The following is a 16,331-nucleotide window of genomic DNA, read 5'->3' as shown; positions in this document are numbered from 1 at the left end:
CGGATGGCGGGGGCGACCCAAAAAAGGTGTTTGTTTAACCGATACCCCGCACGGCGTGCCGGACTAGACCGCGCTTGCACGGGAGGCGGCCGCGGCGCTCAGGTCCGGCGGCCGCTTCGCCATCGTCAAATGGTCGTCGACGGCGCATGGAGCACGATCGGTACCGCAAACATGGACTACCGCAGCTTCTTCACCAACTACGAAGTCAACCTGGTCGCGCGCGATGCGCCGCTCGCGGCGGCGCTCGAGCGCCGGTTCCGCGCCGACCTCGCCGAGGCGGCGCCCGTCGTGCCGCGCGAATGGCTCGCGCGCGGCTGGCCCAAGCGGCTGTCGGAGGCGACGGGCTGGCTGGTGCGGCGCTGGCTGTAGGCGTGAGGTTATTCCCCTCCGTCTGGCGAGCAGTCGCTTGCGCGGAGAGGCACCGGGTCGTCTGTCCCGGCGAGCGCGTCGTTCAGGTACTATTTCTCTCCGTTGCTCCCGGCCTCCGGGCAACGAGAACCGCAAGGAGTCAAAGAGCATGCTTAAACATTCCCTATTCGCCGCCCTGATCGGTCTTGCCTTTGCCGGCTCCGCGGCACCGGCCGCCGACCGGCCCGCGCCCGCCGCTCCACCCTCGTCGCAGAACAGGATCATCGATACCGCCGAGGTGCGCGCGGCCATCGAGCGCGGCGCGATCGTGTGGGACGTGCGCGGCGCCGACGAGTACAAGAAGGGGCACATCCCGGGCGCCGTGAACATCGGTGACATCGGCAAGGTGCTGCGCAAGCAGTCCGACGAGGACTACATCGCGCTTGCGCAGATGGAAAGGATCCTGGGCGAAGCGGGCATCGACCCGAGCAAGGAAATCGTCGTCTACGGCGACAAGGGCAACCCGTATGCTTATTTTGGTCTGTTGACCGTCGAATACCTGAATGGCAAGAATGGCCGCGTCTATCACGGTGGCATCGATGACTGGAGGGCCGCGGGTAACGCCCTCGAGACCGAACCGGCCAAGCGGGCCCCGGTGGCACTCAAGCTCACGACCAACCCCGGTGTGACGGTGTCCACCAAGGACGTGCTCGCGGCGCAGAAGCGCAAGGGCGTGCAGTTCATTGACGTGCGCACGGCGGGCGAGCACGCGGGCGAAGACATCCGCGCGATCCGCGGCGGCCACATCCCGGGCGCGGTGAATGTCCCCTACGAGCAGAACTGGGCCGATCCGGAAACGCCGGCCAAGCTGGCCAGGAAGCAGGTCGGCACCAAGGACGGGCTGGCGCTGAAGCCCGCCGACGGGCTCAAGGCGCTTTACGCCAAGCTGGATCCGAACAAGGAAACCATCGTGTACTGCCAGAGCGGCGTGCGCGCGGCGGAGACTGCAACGGTGCTCAAGGACCTGGGCTTCAAGAAGGTGAAGGTCTACGACTCCTCGTGGCTCGGCTACGGCAACACGCTGGACGCGCCCGCGGAGAACGCGCAGTTCTTCAACGTCGGTGCGCTCAACGCGAGGCTCGCCGCCATGCAGAAGCGCGTCGACGCCCTGGAGAAGGCGCTGGCCGAGGCAAGGCCGGCGCGGTAAAGGTGGTGCGCAAGCCGGAACGGAGGGCGCCGGAACGATCCGGCCCCGCCGCCTGGGACCTTGTGGGCGCGGAAAACCGGGTTCTGCTCCTCCCCCGTCCTCGGCACCGAAGCAGGGGTGCGGTGGCCACAGGGGAGAAGCAGGTGTGGAATTGCCGGCGCGTGCTCGCAGCCGCAACTCCGGACGGCAGGATGTGGTGCGGCATGGCCGCCCCGACCTGTGGTTGGATTCCGCCATGCCGTACAGGCGAGATGCCAGGTGGCGCATCTCGATGTAAAGCAGCTGCGACTCCACGGCACCCACGATGGCGGCCCTAGATCGTCAATCGGCGAGTATCCTGGATTCCTCGTTCTTCGACGTCATGGCAACTTCATCTCTGAATCGTTGCCCTTCGTAGACCGCTTGCACAGCCCCAGGCATTGAGATTGCGCCAGGACGTCGCGGCGATCTGCTCGAAGAGGCGCTAACGGGAGACCGGGCTTCCCTGAAATCCTGTGCCGGCCGGCCGCCTCGCATCGAGCCCGATGATCCGCCGCCTCGATGGCGCAGTCATCTTTGCGTGCCTGCCCGATGCGCGGGTATGGGGGGCTTGACCTGTGCCGTGCGCACAGGGAGTAGGTTGCAATCGAGTTCAAATGGAGCAAGGAGGCACGTTATGGCAAGACAGACGAGCCGACAACGATGGCAGGACTGGGCGAACCTGGTGCTCGGCATCTGGCTCGTGCTGGCGCCGTTCTTCGGCGTCGGCATGACCGGGGATGTCGCGGCCTGGAACTCCTACGTGCTCGGCGTGCTGGTCGCGATCTTCGCGGCCGCCGCGCTCGCGCGCCCGCAGCAGTGGGAGGAGTGGACGAACCTGGTGCTCGGCGTCTGGCTGATCCTCGCGCCGTTCGTCCTGGGGTTCACCGACCAGGCGGGGCCGACGTGGAACCAGATCATCGTCGGCCTCCTCATCGGCGCCGACGCGCTCTGGGCGGCGCTTGCGCCAGCCCCGCGGAGGGTATCGCAATAAGGTAACGCGGCCCATGGCGGCGGAGGCGCGCATGCACGCCCCGCCGCCTTTCGCTCGCGGCCCTCGATAGCGCGGATGGCCACCCGGATCAACCCCAGGCGTTCTTCATATATATATGATGGGGCGCCCAGAGCTGCCTGATGGGCCGACAAGACAGCGCTACGGGAAGGCGAATGACGACGGGGACTTACGCGCCGCGCTGGCCCGACCACATAAACCTCGTGTTCGGCGCCTGGCTGGTGCTGGCGCCGCTTTCCGGGATCGGTGCGGTCGCGGATGCAGCCGCCTGGAACTCCTACGTCGTGGGCCTCGCGGTTGCGCTCCTCTCGCTCGCCGCGCTCGCGCGTCCGCAGCCGTGGAAGGAGTGGCTCAACCTCGCGCTCGGTGTCTGGCTGGTCGCCGCCCCGATGGCGCTCGGCTTCGGCGCGCAGTCGGGGCCCGCCTGGAACCACGTGATCGCCGGGCTCGTCGTCGGTATCAATGCCTGGCGGATGATCGCGCAGCACCCGGGGCCGCGATTCGACTGAAGCGGAGAGTCGAATGAAAGTGCGGATACGGGAAATTGAAACGACGCCCTACGAGGATCAGCGCCCGGGCACCTCGGGCCTGCGCAAGCGCGTCGCGACGTTCGCGCAGCCGCGCTATCTCGAGAACTTCATCCAGTCGGTGCTCGACGTGCTGCCCGAGCGCGACGGCGCCACCTTGGTGCTCGGGGGCGACGGCCGCTACCACAACGACCACGCGATCCAGGTGGTCCTCAAGATGGCCGCGGCGAACGGCGTCGGGCGCGTGCTCGTCGGGCGGGGTGGACTGCTCTCGACGCCCGCCACCTCCTGCCTGATCCGCCGGCATTCCGCTGACGGCGGCATCGTTCTCTCCGCGAGCCACAATCCCGGCGGACCGCACGGCGACTTCGGCGTGAAGGTGAACGGGCCGAACGGGGGCCCGGCGCCCGAGCGCCTCACGGAGGCCATCTACGCCCGCAGCCGGGCGATTACCTCCTACCGCATCGCCGAGGCGCAGGACGTCGCGCTTGATCGCACCGGCGAGGCGCGCCTCGGCAAGATGGCGATCGAGGTCGTCGACCCGGTGGCCGAGTACGCGGCGCTCATGGAGCGGCTGTTCGATTTCGACGCGATCGCCGGGCTGCTCCGGTCGACCTCGTTTCGCATGCGCTTCGACGCGATGCACGCGGTGACCGGCCCTTATGCCCTGGAGATCCTGGAGCGCCGCCTCGGCGCGCCGCCGGGCACGGTGGTGAACGGCACGCCGCTGCCCGACTTCGGCGGGGAAGCGCCCGACCCGAACCGGGTGCACGCGCGTGCCCTCGTGGCGCACCTCTACGGGCCGCAGGCGCCGGACTTCGGCGCCGCGTGCGACGGCGACGGCGACCGGAACATGATCCTCGGACGGTGTTTCTTCGTCTCGCCCTCGGACAGCGTGGCGCTGCTCGCGGCCAACGCGCACCTCGTCCCTGGCTATCGCGCCGGCCTCGCGGGCGTCGCGCGCTCCATGCCGACCAGCCGCGCGCTCGATCGCGTCGCCGAGCGGCTCGGGATCCGCTGCTACGAAACGCCGACCGGCTGGAAACACTTCGGCAACCTCCTCGACGCGGGCCTCATCACGCTCTGCGGCGAGGAGAGCTTCGGCACCGGCTCGAGCCATCTGCGCGAGAAGGACGGGCTGTGGGCGGTGCTCTTCTGGCTCAACCTCCTCGCCGCGCGCTGCGAGCCGGTCGCGCAGATCGTGCGCGCGCACTGGCGCACCTTCGGGCGGCACTACTACAGCCGGCACGATTACGAGGGCGTGGAACCGCAGGCGGCGCGGCGCCTGACCGAGGACCTGCGCGCGCGGCTCGGCGATCTGCGCGGCGCGCGCTTCGGCGAAGACGTCGTGCGCGAAGCCGACGACTTCAGCTACACCGATCCGGTCGACCACACTACGGCTTCGGGTCAAGGCATACGACTCTTCCTCGCCGACGGCGCGCGCGTCGTCTACCGCCTCTCCGGCACCGGCACCGAGGGCGCGACGCTGCGCGTCTACCTCGAGCGCTTCGAGCCGGAGCCGTCGCGGCAGGACGCGGATGCCCAGGAGGCACTCGCCGATCTTGCTCGCCTGGCCGACGAGATCGCCGGCATCCGCGCCCGGCTCGGGCGCGAGGCGCCGTCGGTCGTGACCTGAGATGGAGGAGCGCGGGAATCGGTTGAAGCGCGTGGCGCTCGCCGTCGGCGGGAGCCTGGTGCTGGCCGCCGCCGTTCTGGTGCTCGTCGCCGTCGTCTCGGTACTGTTCACCCTCGTTGCCGGCTGACCCCTCTCCCGAGGGTTTTCGAGCCGTTCGAATTGATATGTCGTGAGGTGGACCGAGAACTTCGAGGAACGGCTTCTTAACCCCTAGAGAAAACAGCGTTTAGCCCGCGATGGCGGCGGGGTAGACTTACCCGACCGCGCCGCCGGGGAGAGGGCGAGTCGGGGAATTTTGATTCTGGTCAAAGTTGCTCCCCGGGATAGGCGCCTAACCTGACACCTGGTTATCGCTCGGCAAACGGCTGCGCATGTCCATACAAAGACTGCACGCCAGGCTGCGGAAGGGCCCCTGGTCTTTCGCCTCGAAGGCGCTCGTCGCCTGGCTCGCCCTGTCGCTCGCCGCTGTGCTCGCGCCCTGCTGCGAGGGCGTCACGAGCTTGTTTGCGCCTCCGGCAGCCCATGCCGAAACCGGCCCCGGACACGACGCGGCCTCCCACGGCCATGACTCGGGGACCGAGCACGCGCTCTGCCCGGTCTCGCCCGACGCCGCGCTCGCGGCGCTCCCCGGCGGTGCTTCCCCCTTGTCTTTCCCTTTGCTCGGGCTCTGGGTATTCATCGGCCTTGCGGCCATGGCGCTCGTCGCCCGATTTGCGCTCTCCGCAGGCCCGCCGCTTCCTGCCCGTTCTCCTCTCTATCTGCGCCTCGGTCGTCTCCTGAACTAGATCCCGGAAGTCGCGCTGCGCCTCTGCGCGCGGTCCTCGCGCCTGCGATGCCGATTCCGCTCGTCGGGGTCGGTCCTGGGATCCAGAAACGGAGGTCATACTCGCATGCTCACCGTGAGCCAGCTTTCCAAGCGCGGCAGCGTCTCGCCGCACGTCATCCGCTACTACGCCCGCATCCAACTGCTCGAGCCAGCACGCCATCCGGAGAACGGCTACAGGCTGTTCTCGAACGATGACGTCGGGCGCCTGCGGTTCATCCGCAAGGCGCAGCGGCTCGGTTACACGCTCGAGGAGATCCGAGGATTTCTCAAGCTGCAGAGCGAAGGAAAGTCGCCCTGCCACCAAGTGCGCGGCGTCTTGAAGCGGCGCCTCGAGGACAACCGCGCGAAGATCGCGGAGCTCCTCGTCCTGCAGCAGCGCATGGAGCGGGCGCTCGCGATCTGGGAGAGCCTCCCCGACCCGCACGAGGGGAGCGACGGCTGGTGGCGGTTGATCGAGGCGGCGGGCGCAGAGGCCGAGGCGACTTGACCTGTGCGCAGCACACAGGTGTAGAAGCGCGATCAGGAGGACATGAACATGAAGCACGGCAACCGAGAAGCGTCTCGCGGCCGAAGCCAGGCGCGCCGCGCCCGGGCGGAGACGACGGAGAGACCTCAGCGCGCGCTGGAGCGGCGGGCCAGCGGAGATGGGCCGAGCGCGGAACGCGAGCGCCTGATCGCCGAGGCGGCCTACTTCCGGGCACAGGCGCGCGGTTTTGTGCCGGGGCGGGAGCTCGAAGACTGGTTGCAGGCGGAGGCCGAGGTCGACCGGAGGCTGAGCCGCTCATGACGGACCGACTGGGTCCGAGGCATCCGCTCTTTGAACGATAGCGTGAACACCGGTTCGGAGTAGTCCGGAGGATTTCAATGGGCACCAAAATGGTAGACGTCATGCTCCACATCGATGAGAACATCACGCACAACGACCGCGAGGAGTTGCGCGACAGGGTTCTCGCCCGTGAAGGCGTGATGGCAGCCGCGTATCACGATGACAAGCCGCACCTCCTGGTCGTCGAGTACGACCCCGATGTCGTCAGCGCCCGGGCCATACTCGAAATCGTCAAGGGTATAGGCGTTCATGCCGAGCTCATCGGACTGTGAGCTCACCGTGTCCTCTTCCTCATGAAGCACGGGCGCGCCGATGAGCGGCATCCGGCGTTGGTGGCTAAGGTTCGCGCAGGCGGTGACGGTCGGGCTCGCCGTGGCGGCGCTGGTCATCGCGCTGCTGCCGGCCGACTGGTTTGCCTCGCCTCCCGGTGTCGTCACCGTAAAGGAGGCGCCGGCGCTGCCGGCCGAGGCAAAGCCTGCGGCGGCGCCCGCGACGCTGAGCTTCCAGGGTGCGGCGCGCACGGCAATGCCCTCGGTCGTGAACATCTACACGGCCAAGCTGGTTCGCTCGCCGCTGCTCGACGATCCGGTGCTACGGCGCTTCTTCGGCGAGGCAGCGCCGGCGCCCGAACGCGTCACGAGCCTCGGCTCCGGCGTCATCGCGAGCCCCGAAGGCTATGTCCTCACCAACAACCACGTGGTCGAGGCGGCCGACGAGATCGCGGTCGTCCTGCCGGGCGCTCGCACGGTGGCGGCACGCGTCGTCGGGACCGATCCCGAGACCGACCTCGCGGTGCTCAAGATCGCCGCGCCCGATCTCGCGCCCATCGCGTTCGCCGACTCCGACCGCCTCCAGGTGGGCGACGCGGTGCTCGCCATCGGCAACCCCTTCGGCGTCGGGCAGACCGTGACCTTCGGCATCGTGAGCGCGACCGGGCGCACGGGGCTCGGCATCAACACCTTCGAGAACTTCATCCAGACGGACGCCGCGATCAACCCGGGCAACTCCGGGGGCGCGCTGGTCGACACGGCGGGGCGGCTCATCGGCATCAACACGGCGATCTTCTCCGAGACCGGCGGCTCGCTCGGGATCGGGTTCGCCATCCCGGCGAACCTCGCCCGCCAGGTGATGGAGCAGATCGTGACGCGGGGCGGCGTCGTGCGCGGCTGGCTCGGAATCGACGTTGCCGACCTCACCCCCGCGCTCGCCGCCCGCCTCGGCCTCAAGGACACCGCCGGCGTGCTCGCGGCCGGCGTGCAGCGCGGCGGTCCCGCCGAGCGCGCGGGCCTGCGCCCCGGCGACGTGCTGCTGCGCTTTGAAGGCGAGCCCCTTTCCAGCGCCGCCGACGCGCTCAACCGGATCGCGGCACTCGCGCCCGGCCGGACGGCGACCCTCACCGTGCGGCGCGACGGCAAAGAATTTCCGCTCGAGATCACCGTGGGCAAGCGGCCCAGGCTGCGCGCGCCGACGCCCGGGGAGTGAATGATGGAAAAGAAGCAATTTTCGCTGTGGTACTTCGTGATCGCGTTCCTGCTCCTGCTCACGCTGCAGAGCGTCTGGAACGCGCCGCACACCGAGAACCTCGCCTACAGCGACTTCAAGGCGCTGCTCGCCGCCGGCAAGGTGAAGAACCTCGATCTCACCGAGCGCGTCATCATGGGCACGCTCGACACCGAAGGCCTCGAGGGCCTGCTCACGAAGGAGCAGATCGAGTCGCTGCGCCGGGCCGGCGGCGGCGAGGCCCATCGCTTCGTGACCGTGCGCGTCGACGACCCCGATCTCATCCAGGACCTCGAGGCGGCGAAGGTGCGCTACGCCGGGCGCATCGAGAGCAACTGGCTCTCGACGCTGCTGTCGTGGCTCGTGCCGGTCTTTCTCTTCCTCGGGCTGTGGATGCTGCTCATGAAGCGCATGGGCGGGGCGGCCGGCGGCTTCATGGAGATCGGCAAGAGCAAGGCCAAGGTCTACATGGAGAAGCAGACGGGCGTGACCTTCGGCGACGTCGCAGGCGTGGACGAGGCGAAAGAGGAGCTCAAGGAGGTCGTCGAGTTCCTGAAAAACCGCGACCGCTATGGGCGCCTCGGCGCGCGCATCCCGAAGGGCGTGCTGCTCGTCGGCCCGCCGGGCACCGGCAAGACGCTGCTCGCGCGCGCGGTCGCGGGCGAGGCGGGCGTGCCGTTCTTCTCGATCAACGGCTCGGAGTTCGTCGAGATGTTCGTCGGCGTGGGCGCGGCGCGCGTGCGCGATCTGTTCGAGCAGGCGCGCAAGCAGGCTCCGGCGATCATCTTCATCGACGAGCTCGACGCCCTCGGGCGCGCGCGGGGCGCCTATCCGCAGATGGGCGGCCACGACGAGAAGGAGCAGACGCTGAACCAGCTCCTCTCGGAGATGGACGGCTTCGACCCGAGCGCGGGGCTCATCCTGCTCGCCGCCACCAACCGCCCGGAGATCCTCGACCCGGCGCTGCTGCGCGCCGGGCGCTTCGACCGGCAGGTGCTCGTGGACCGCCCGGACCGCAAGGGGCGGGTCGATATCCTCGCCGTGCACGCAAAAAAGATCCGGCTCGCGCAGGACGTGGACCTGGAGAAAATCGCCGCGCTCACCCCCGGCTTCTCCGGCGCGGACCTCGCGAACCTCGTCAACGAGGCGGCGCTGCTCGCGACGCGCCGGGGCGCGGAGGCCGTGAGCCTGGACGACTTCACGAACGCGATCGAGCGCATCGTCGCCGGGCTCGAGAAGAAGAACCGGCTGCTCAATCCCAGGGAACGCGAGGTGGTGGCCCACCATGAGATGGGACATGCGCTCGTCGCGGCGTCCCTGCCCGGCACCGATCCGGTGCACAAAGTCTCGATCATCCCGCGCGGCATCGGCTCGCTCGGCTACACGATCCAGCGGCCGACCGAGGACCGCTACCTCATGACGCGCGAGGAGCTCGAGAACAAGATGGCGGTGCTCCTCGGCGGACGCGCGGCCGAGCACGTCGTTTTCGGGAAGCTCTCGACCGGGGCGGCGGACGACCTCGCCAAGGTCGCCGACATCGCCCGCAGCATGGTCATGCGCTACGGCATGGTCGAGAAGCTCGGGCACGTCGTCTACGAGGCCGAGCGTCCGGCGTTCCTCCAGGTGCCCGGAGTTCCGCCGGCGATGCGCGAGTACAGCGAGGAGACGGCACGCGAGATCGACCGCGCCGTCCGCGAGCTCGTCGACGGCGCGTTCCGCAAGGCCGTCTCGGTGCTCGAGGCACGACGCGACACGCTCGAGCGCGCGGCCAGGCGCCTCCTCGAGAAGGAGACGCTTGCCGAGGAGGAGCTGCATGAGCTGCTCGGCGGGCCCGGGAAGCAGCCGACTACGCGGGTCGGCCGGGTGGAAGTGCTTCGCGCGACTCCCAGGGATGAAGATTGAGCGTCCTCTCGCCTCCCGGCGCCGGCGCGAGGAGGGACACACGCGAGCGGGGCGAAGGGAGTCGTGGACGAAAAGTAGGTTGCCGATCGTTGAACATGGAGGATCGAAGATGAAGGAGCAGGGAAGCTACAGTGCAAACGCAATCTCCCGCCGCCGCTTTCTTCAGGCCACGGCGGCGCTCGGCGTGCTCGCGGGCTGGCGCGGTCTCGCGCCCCGCCCGGCGCGGGCGGCCAATGGCCCGCCGCAGGTCATCGAAGTGCGCGACGGCGAGGTCGCCAAACTCGTCATCGCCCGCACCCCGGTCGTGATCGGCGGGCGCGAGGGCTCGGCGATCACGATCAACGGCACCGTGCCTGGGCCGCTGCTGCGCTTCCGCGAGGGCGAGACGGTCACGCTCGAGGTCACGAACCGGCTGGAGGAGATCACCTCGATTCACTGGCACGGGGTGATCGTGCCGCAGGACATGGACGGTGTGCCCGGCGTGAGCTTCCCGGGGATACGCCCGGGACAGACCTTCACTTACCGCTATCGCCTGCGGCAGAACGGCACTTACTGGTATCACAGCCATCTGGGGCTGCAGGAGCAGGCCGGGCACTACGCCCCGATGATCATCGACCCGGCCGGGACGGACCCGGTCGCCTACGACCGCGAGCACGTGGTCCTGCTCTCCGACTGGACCTTCGAGAATCCCTATCGCGTGCTGTCGAAGCTCAAGAAGCAGAGCGACTACTACAACTTCCAGCAGCGCACGGTCGGCGACTTCTTCCGCGACGTGTCGCGCAACGGCTTTCGCGCGACGTTGCGGGAGCGGGCGATGTGGGGCCGGATGCGCATGAGCCCGACCGACATCAGCGACGTGACCGGGTACACGTACACGTATCTCGTCAACGGCGTCGCGCCCGAGGACAACTGGACGGCGCCGTTCCAGCCGGGCGAGCGGGTTCGGCTGCGCTTCATCAACGCGGCCGCCTCGACCTTCTTCAACGTCCGCATCCCGGGCCTGCCGCTTACCGTGGTGCAGGCCGACGGACAGAACGTGCAGCCGGTCGAGTGCGACGAGTTTCAGATCGCGGTCGCCGAGACCTACGACGTCATCGTCGAACCCGGGGAGGATCGCGCCTACACGATCTTCGCCGAGGCGATGGACCGGAGCGGTTACGGGCGCGCGACGCTCGCGCCGCGTCCCGGCATGAGCGCGGCGGTTCCGGAACTGCGCGAACGGCCGCTGCGGACCATGATCGACATGGGTATGGACATGGGCGAGATGGGCATGGCGGGCACGGAGATGGGCGCGGGCATGCCGATGGACAAGGGCGGCGCCATGCCGGGGATGCCGGCGGGCACGGGTCAGGGTGCGATGCCAGGCATGGAGGGTGGACACGCCGGCCACGCGCCCGGGATGGCGATGCCCGGCATGGAAGCGGGCAAGCAAGCGACGAGCGGGGGCGCGCACGCGGGGATGGCCATGCCCGGGATGGAGCAGGCGGGCCCGGTCGTCGCGCGCCACGGACCCGACACCCACGGCCCGGCGAACGTCTCGGTCGCGACGGTGCAGCGCAATCGCCTCGGCGAGCGCGGCACCGGCCTCGAGAACGTCCCGCACCGCGTGCTCGTCTACACCGACCTCAAGAGCCTCGAGCCCAACCACGACCTGCGCCCGCCGGCGCGCGAGATCGAGCTGCACTTGACGGGCAACATGGAAACCTTCATGTGGGGCTTCGACGGCAAGAAGTTCTCGGAGGTCGACGAGCCGGTGTACCTCCGCTACGGCGAGCGCCTGCGCATCGTGCTGGTGAACGACACCATGATGGAGCACCCGATGCACCTGCACGGGATGTTCAAGGAGATCGACACCGGCGCCGACCGGGCGCATCGGCCGCGCAAGCACACGATCAGCGTCAAGGCGGCCGAGCGGCTTGCGTTCGAGCTCACGGCCGACGAGCCGGGCAACTGGGCGTTCCACTGCCACCTGCTCTATCACCTCGACATGGGGATGCTGCGCGTGGTGAACGTCCCCCTGCCGGAGAAGGAGGTGCACTCATGAGCGTGCACCTGGGATTGAAACGGGCGGCGCTCGTCGCAGGACTGGTCGGGATGCTCGCCGCATGGCCACGGGCCTCGGTGGCCGCCGAGGATCGGCCGTTTCCGCTGCCGCCCAAGGAGTGGCCGGAGACGATCAACGACAATCCCATCATCCCGTTCGTGCTCGTCGACCGCCTGGAATACCAGTGGAACGACGAAGGCGCGGATACGCGGCTCTGGGACGCGCAGGGCTGGATCGGCGGCGACTGGAACAAGTTCTGGTTCAAGACCGAGGGCGAGCAGGCGGTCGGCGGCGAGACGGAAGAGGCGCAGTTCGAGGCGCTCTATGCACGCCTGATTGCCCCGTTCTGGTACCTGCAGGCCGGCATCCGCTACGACTCCAAACCGAAGCCCGTGCGCCGCTTCGCGGCCCTGGGGATACAGGGGCTCGCGCTCTACTGGTTCGAGGTGGACGCGACCGCCTACGTGAGCGACGAGGGGGACGTGTCGGCCAATCTCGAAGCGGAGTACGACCTGCTGCTGACGCAGCGGCTCATCCTGCAGCCGCGCTTCGAGACGAACGTGTCCGGGGACGAGGTGGAAGAGGCGGGCATCGGGCGCGGATTCAACGACGTCACCCTCGGTCTGCGGCTGCGCTACGAGATCAAGCGCGAATTCGCGCCCTACGTCGGCGTGAGCTGGACGCGCAAGCTCGGCGACACCGCCGATCTGGCCGAGGCGGAAGGGGAGGAGACGAAGAGGACCGCGATCGTCGCCGGCGTGCGGGCGTGGTTCTGAGACCGCGATGGCCACGAAAACGACAGGAGCAGGCCGAATGAAGACGAGCACGGTGGACGTGGGCGGCATCCTCACGCCGCTCTCCGACATGGGGATCGAGAAGCAGCTCAAGCGCCTGCCCGGCGTCGAACGCGCGGACGTGGACTACGCCACCGCGAGCGCCACGGTGACCTACGACGAGCGCGTGACGAGCCTGGCGGCGATCAAGGCGAAGATACGCGACTGCGGCTTCCACTGTACCGGCGAGGTGGTGCCGCACCACGTCTGCAAGCCCGAGGACCCGCCCGCCGCCGCAGCGGTCGCCGTCGCGCCGACCCGGGCACACACGGGACATGCGCCGACTCGGCCCGAGGCACGTCGCGCGCACGCGGAACACGAAGTCGCCGCTGCGCCCGCCCGCGCCCGCGACGAGGCGGCCCACGAGATGGGGCACGGCGAAGGCATGGACATGCAGTCCATGGCGCGCGACATGCGCAACCGCTTCTGGATCGCGTTCGCGTTCACGGTGCCCATCTTCCTCTCGGCCCCGATGGGGCTGCCGCTGCCCGCGCTGCCGCCGCCGTTCGGGCTCGATCTCGACCTCTGGCTGTTCCTGCTCGCGAGCGGCGCGATCCTCTACCCCGGCTGGCCGTTCGTGATCGCGGCGTACCGGGCGCTCAGGAACGGCGTGCTCAACATGGCGGTGCTCGTGGTGCTCTCGGTCGGCACCGGGTACCTCTTCAGCGTGGGCGCGACCTTTTTCTTCGCGGGCGTGCAGTTCTACGAGGCGGCGGCGGTGCTGCTCGTCTTCATCCTGCTCGGCCACTGGCTCGAGATGCGCGCCCGCGCCGGGGCGTCCGCGGCGATCCGGAAGCTCCTCGACCTCGCGCCGCCGATGGCGAACGTGATCCGCGACGGGCGCGAGGTCGAGGTGCCGACCGCCGAGGTGCAGGCGGGGGAGACGGTCGTGATCCGGCCCGGCAACAAGATTCCGGTCGATGGCGAGGTGCTCGAGGGCGCCTCGCAGGTGGACGAGTCGATGCTCACGGGCGAGTCCATGCCGGTCGGCAAGAAGCCGGGCGACACGGTCATCGGCGCGACTATTAATAAGAGTGGCACGTTCCGGTACCGGGCGACCAAGGTGGGCGCCGACACCGCGCTCGCCCAGATCGTCAAGCTCGTGCAGGAGGCCCAGAACTCCAAGGCCCCCGCGCAGCTCCTCGCGGACAAGGCCTCGCAGTGGCTCATCGTGGCCGCCATCGTCATCGGGCTCCTCACCTTCGCGGTCTGGACCTGGTCGATCGGCGAGCCGTTCCTCTTCGGCCTCACTCTCATGATCACGGTGTTCGTGATCGCCTGCCCGGACGCGCTGGGCCTCGCCACCCCCATGGCGGTGATGGTCGGCACCGGTCTCGGTGCGATGAACGGCATCCTGTTCAAAAACGCCTCGGCGCTCGAGGACGCGACCAAGCTCGACGTGATCGTGTTCGACAAGACCGGGACGCTGACCGTCGGGCAGCCCGAGGTAGTGGAGGTGGTGCCGGCGGCGGAGGCCGAAACGGTGCTCGCCGCCGCAGCGGCCGTCGAGCAGGGCACGGACCACCCGCTCGCGCAGGCGATCCTGCGCAAGGCCGAGGGGCTCACTGTCGAAAAGTCGACGGGTTTCGCCGTGATCGAGGGCAAGGGCGCGCGCGCCGACGTCGCGGGGCGAACAGTCTACCTCGGCAACCGCCGGCTCATGGACGAGCAGGGCGTCGCCCTGAGTCTCCTCGCCGCCGAGGCTGAGCGCCTGCAAGGCGCCGGACGCACGGTGGTGCACGTGGCACGCGCCGGCAAGATACTCGGCCTCATCGCCATCGCCGATGCCGTGCGGCCGACGTCGGGGAATACCATCGCCGCGCTCAAGGCGCGCGGCGTGCAGGTCGCCATGATCACCGGCGACAACCGCGGCACCGCCGAGCGCATCGGCGCCGAGCTCGGCCTCGACCTCGTGCTCGCGGACGTGCTGCCGGGACAGAAGGCGGCAAAGATCAAGGAGCTGCAAGGAGAGGGCAGGAAGGTCGGCATGGTCGGCGACGGCATCAACGACGCCCCCGCGCTCACCCAGGCCGACGTCGGCTTCGCCATCGGCGCCGGCACCGACGTCGCGATGGAGAGCGCCGACGTGGTGCTCATGAAAAGCGATCCCTACGACATCGTCGGCGCGATCACCCTCTCTCGCGCGACGCTGCGCAAGATGCGCCAGAACCTGTTCTGGGCCGTGGCTTACAACGTGGTCGCGTTCCCGGTCGCGGCCGGGGTGTTCTATCCGTTCACCATCAGCCCGGAGATCGCCGCCCTGTCGATGTCCGGCAGCTCCGTGCTGGTCGCGGTCAACGCGCTGCTGCTCAAGTTCCTGCGCCTCGAGGGCATCCGCCAACCCGGTGCGGCGGCCCCGGCGGCTGGGCGCGAGGCGGTCGCGGAGTGAGCGCGCCCTGGGCCGCCGGCGGCCGGGTCGCGGCGGGGCTGCGGCTGCCGCTCGCGGCCGTATTTGTCGTGTCGGTCGCCTACGCGGTGGTGCTGCCCGTGCTCCCGTTCCTGCTCGAGCGCAGCCTCGGGGAGGGCGCGCGCGCCGCCGTCGCCTGGCACACGGGCCTGCTCACAGGCGTGTACATGCTGGCGCTGTTCGTCGCGGCGCCCGCCTGGGGACATAGCTCGGACCGCATCGGGCGGCGGCGCGTGATCCTTATCGGGCTCGTCGGCCTGAGCGGCGCGCTGCTGCTGCTCGCGCTCGGGCGCGGGCTCGCGCTGGCGTACAGCGCCCGCCTGCTCGCCGGCGCCTTCGCCGGCGCGGTGTTGCCGGCAACGTACGCTTACGTGAGCGACGCGTCGACCCCCGCGGACCGGGCACAGGCGTTCGCCGCGCTCAGTGCGGCCGCGGCGATCGGGTTCCTGCTCGCACCCGGCGTCAGCGGATGGCTCGCCTCCGTTCAGACATCCGTCGTCGATCCCCTCGCCCTGCCGTTCTACGCGAGCGCGGCCTTGAGCGCAGCCGTTGCGCTCGCCGCGCGCCGTTCATTCGCGACGACCGCTTCGCGAGGTGGGCGGCCAGACGGGGAAGCGGCCGCACCCTCGCTGAACCGCCTGCTCGCGCTGTCGCTGCTCGTGATGCTCGGCATCGGGAGTTTCGAGGTGGCGCTCGTGCTCACGGGACAGCAGGTGCTGCGCCTCGGCCCGCGCGCGATCGGTTTTGTCTTCGCCGAGTGCAGCCTGGTCATGGTGCTGGTGCAGCTCTTCGTGCTCGGTCCGCTGATCCGGCGCGGCAGGGCGCAGGCGCTGCTCGCGCCGGCGTTCCTCGCGATGGCCTTGGGACTGGGGCTGTTGCCTTACGGCCAGGATTACCGACTGCTGCTCGTCGCCACCGCGCTCATCGCCGCGGCATCGGGCCTCCTGATCCCGGCGCTCGTCTACCTCGTGTCGCTTGCCGCCGGCGCCGCGCAGGGCGCCGCGCTCGGCCGGGAGACCGCGGCCGCCAGCCTCGGCCAGGCGGCGGGCTCGGCCGGCGCCGGCTGGCTCTTCGCCCTGCTCGTCGAGGCGCCGTACTGGGTCACCGCCGGCCTGCTCGTTATCGCGGCCATCTTGGCCCTTAAGCCGTATCCCATCCGACTGGAAGGAGGTAAGCCGTGATCCGCCGCGGCATCGCTCTCGCGCTCGTTCTCCTGCGCTCCGGTCACGAGTCGTCTCGGCCGTG

General features: G+C 69.2%; 16 protein-coding genes. All 16 read left to right on the top strand.

Annotated features, from left to right (window positions below; translation table 11 throughout):
- Positions 1–3 precede the first annotated feature (3 nt).
- On the top strand, positions 4–369 hold the full coding sequence (locus SVA_RS15660; protein ID WP_096462110.1) for a phospholipase D-like domain-containing protein: 366 nt from the start codon (positions 4–6) through the stop codon (positions 367–369).
- A 148-nt stretch (positions 370–517) separates the two neighbouring features.
- Positions 518–1,555, top strand: a complete 1,038-nt coding sequence (locus SVA_RS15655) for a sulfurtransferase (RefSeq protein WP_169924140.1) — start codon at positions 518–520, stop codon at positions 1,553–1,555.
- A 655-nt stretch (positions 1,556–2,210) separates the two neighbouring features.
- Positions 2,211–2,567, top strand: a complete 357-nt coding sequence (locus SVA_RS15650) for an SPW repeat protein (protein ID WP_096462108.1) — start codon at positions 2,211–2,213, stop codon at positions 2,565–2,567.
- A 173-nt stretch (positions 2,568–2,740) separates the two neighbouring features.
- Positions 2,741–3,094: an SPW repeat protein gene (locus SVA_RS15645; RefSeq protein WP_169924139.1), complete on the top strand. Its 354-nt coding sequence runs from the start codon at positions 2,741–2,743 to the stop codon at positions 3,092–3,094.
- A gap of 19 nt (positions 3,095–3,113) precedes the next feature.
- Entirely contained in the window at positions 3,114–4,748 is a 1,635-nt protein-coding gene (locus tag SVA_RS15640) for an alpha-D-glucose phosphate-specific phosphoglucomutase (protein ID WP_096462990.1), read from the top strand.
- 1 nt (position 4,749) lies between these two features.
- Positions 4,750–4,875 carry a hypothetical protein gene (locus tag SVA_RS20335; protein WP_269456918.1) on the top strand — a complete coding sequence of 42 codons (126 nt, stop codon included), beginning with the start codon at positions 4,750–4,752 and terminating at the stop codon, positions 4,873–4,875.
- Positions 4,876–5,119: 244 nt separating this feature from the next.
- Positions 5,120–5,533, top strand: a complete 414-nt coding sequence (locus SVA_RS15635; protein ID WP_096462106.1) for a hypothetical protein — start codon at positions 5,120–5,122, stop codon at positions 5,531–5,533.
- 105 nt (positions 5,534–5,638) lie between these two features.
- Positions 5,639–6,061, top strand: a complete 423-nt coding sequence (locus SVA_RS15630) for a MerR family transcriptional regulator (protein WP_096462105.1) — start codon at positions 5,639–5,641, stop codon at positions 6,059–6,061.
- A 48-nt stretch (positions 6,062–6,109) separates the two neighbouring features.
- Positions 6,110–6,361, top strand: a complete 252-nt coding sequence (locus SVA_RS15625) for a DUF2934 domain-containing protein (protein ID WP_197703251.1) — start codon at positions 6,110–6,112, stop codon at positions 6,359–6,361.
- 77 nt (positions 6,362–6,438) lie between these two features.
- Complete coding sequence (locus SVA_RS15620; protein WP_096462103.1) at positions 6,439–6,672, top strand: ATP-binding protein; 234 nt, start codon at positions 6,439–6,441, stop codon at positions 6,670–6,672.
- Between the two features lie 49 nt (positions 6,673–6,721).
- A complete protein-coding gene (locus tag SVA_RS15615) occupies positions 6,722–7,882 on the top strand; it encodes a S1C family serine protease (RefSeq protein WP_096462989.1) in 1,161 nt (386 codons plus the stop codon).
- Entirely contained in the window at positions 7,883–9,802 is a 1,920-nt protein-coding gene (ftsH, locus tag SVA_RS15610; protein ID WP_179948796.1) for an ATP-dependent zinc metalloprotease FtsH, read from the top strand.
- Positions 9,803–9,911: 109 nt separating this feature from the next.
- Positions 9,912–11,846, top strand: a complete 1,935-nt coding sequence (locus SVA_RS15605; protein ID WP_096462102.1) for a copper resistance system multicopper oxidase — start codon at positions 9,912–9,914, stop codon at positions 11,844–11,846.
- The gene (locus SVA_RS15600) at positions 11,843–12,622 is read left to right on the top strand and encodes a copper resistance protein B (protein WP_096462101.1); all 780 of its coding nucleotides are present in this window, start codon (positions 11,843–11,845) and stop codon (positions 12,620–12,622) included. The genes SVA_RS15605 and SVA_RS15600 overlap by 4 nt, the downstream gene beginning before the upstream one ends.
- A 37-nt stretch (positions 12,623–12,659) precedes the next feature.
- Positions 12,660–15,068 carry a heavy metal translocating P-type ATPase gene (locus SVA_RS15595; RefSeq protein ID WP_096462100.1) on the top strand — a complete coding sequence of 803 codons (2,409 nt, stop codon included), beginning with the start codon at positions 12,660–12,662 and terminating at the stop codon, positions 15,066–15,068.
- The gene (locus SVA_RS15590; RefSeq protein WP_096462099.1) at positions 15,065–16,267 is read left to right on the top strand and encodes an MFS transporter; all 1,203 of its coding nucleotides are present in this window, start codon (positions 15,065–15,067) and stop codon (positions 16,265–16,267) included. The genes SVA_RS15595 and SVA_RS15590 overlap by 4 nt, the downstream gene beginning before the upstream one ends.
- Positions 16,268–16,331 lie beyond the last annotated feature (64 nt).

This window comes from Sulfurifustis variabilis, assembly GCF_002355415.1.
Lineage (GTDB): Bacteria > Pseudomonadota > Gammaproteobacteria > Acidiferrobacterales > Sulfurifustaceae > Sulfurifustis > Sulfurifustis variabilis.
The sequence above is the reverse complement of the archived record's forward strand: the minus strand, read 5'-3'. Positions and strand labels throughout refer to the sequence as shown.

Coding starts and splice junctions, on each gene's coding strand:
- SVA_RS15660 (WP_096462110.1), top strand. CDS start 4: ATGGCGGGGGCGACCCAAAAAAGGTGTTTGTTTAACCGATACCCCGCA.
- SVA_RS15655 (WP_169924140.1), top strand. CDS start 518: ATGCTTAAACATTCCCTATTCGCCGCCCTGATCGGTCTTGCCTTTGCC.
- SVA_RS15650 (WP_096462108.1), top strand. CDS start 2,211: ATGGCAAGACAGACGAGCCGACAACGATGGCAGGACTGGGCGAACCTG.
- SVA_RS15645 (WP_169924139.1), top strand. CDS start 2,741: ATGACGACGGGGACTTACGCGCCGCGCTGGCCCGACCACATAAACCTC.
- SVA_RS20335 (WP_269456918.1), top strand. CDS start 4,750: ATGGAGGAGCGCGGGAATCGGTTGAAGCGCGTGGCGCTCGCCGTCGGC.
- SVA_RS15635 (WP_096462106.1), top strand. CDS start 5,120: ATGTCCATACAAAGACTGCACGCCAGGCTGCGGAAGGGCCCCTGGTCT.
- SVA_RS15630 (WP_096462105.1), top strand. CDS start 5,639: ATGCTCACCGTGAGCCAGCTTTCCAAGCGCGGCAGCGTCTCGCCGCAC.
- SVA_RS15625 (WP_197703251.1), top strand. CDS start 6,110: ATGAAGCACGGCAACCGAGAAGCGTCTCGCGGCCGAAGCCAGGCGCGC.
- SVA_RS15620 (WP_096462103.1), top strand. CDS start 6,439: ATGGGCACCAAAATGGTAGACGTCATGCTCCACATCGATGAGAACATC.
- ftsH (WP_179948796.1), top strand. CDS start 7,883: ATGATGGAAAAGAAGCAATTTTCGCTGTGGTACTTCGTGATCGCGTTC.
- SVA_RS15605 (WP_096462102.1), top strand. CDS start 9,912: ATGAAGGAGCAGGGAAGCTACAGTGCAAACGCAATCTCCCGCCGCCGC.
- SVA_RS15600 (WP_096462101.1), top strand. CDS start 11,843: ATGAGCGTGCACCTGGGATTGAAACGGGCGGCGCTCGTCGCAGGACTG.
- SVA_RS15595 (WP_096462100.1), top strand. CDS start 12,660: ATGAAGACGAGCACGGTGGACGTGGGCGGCATCCTCACGCCGCTCTCC.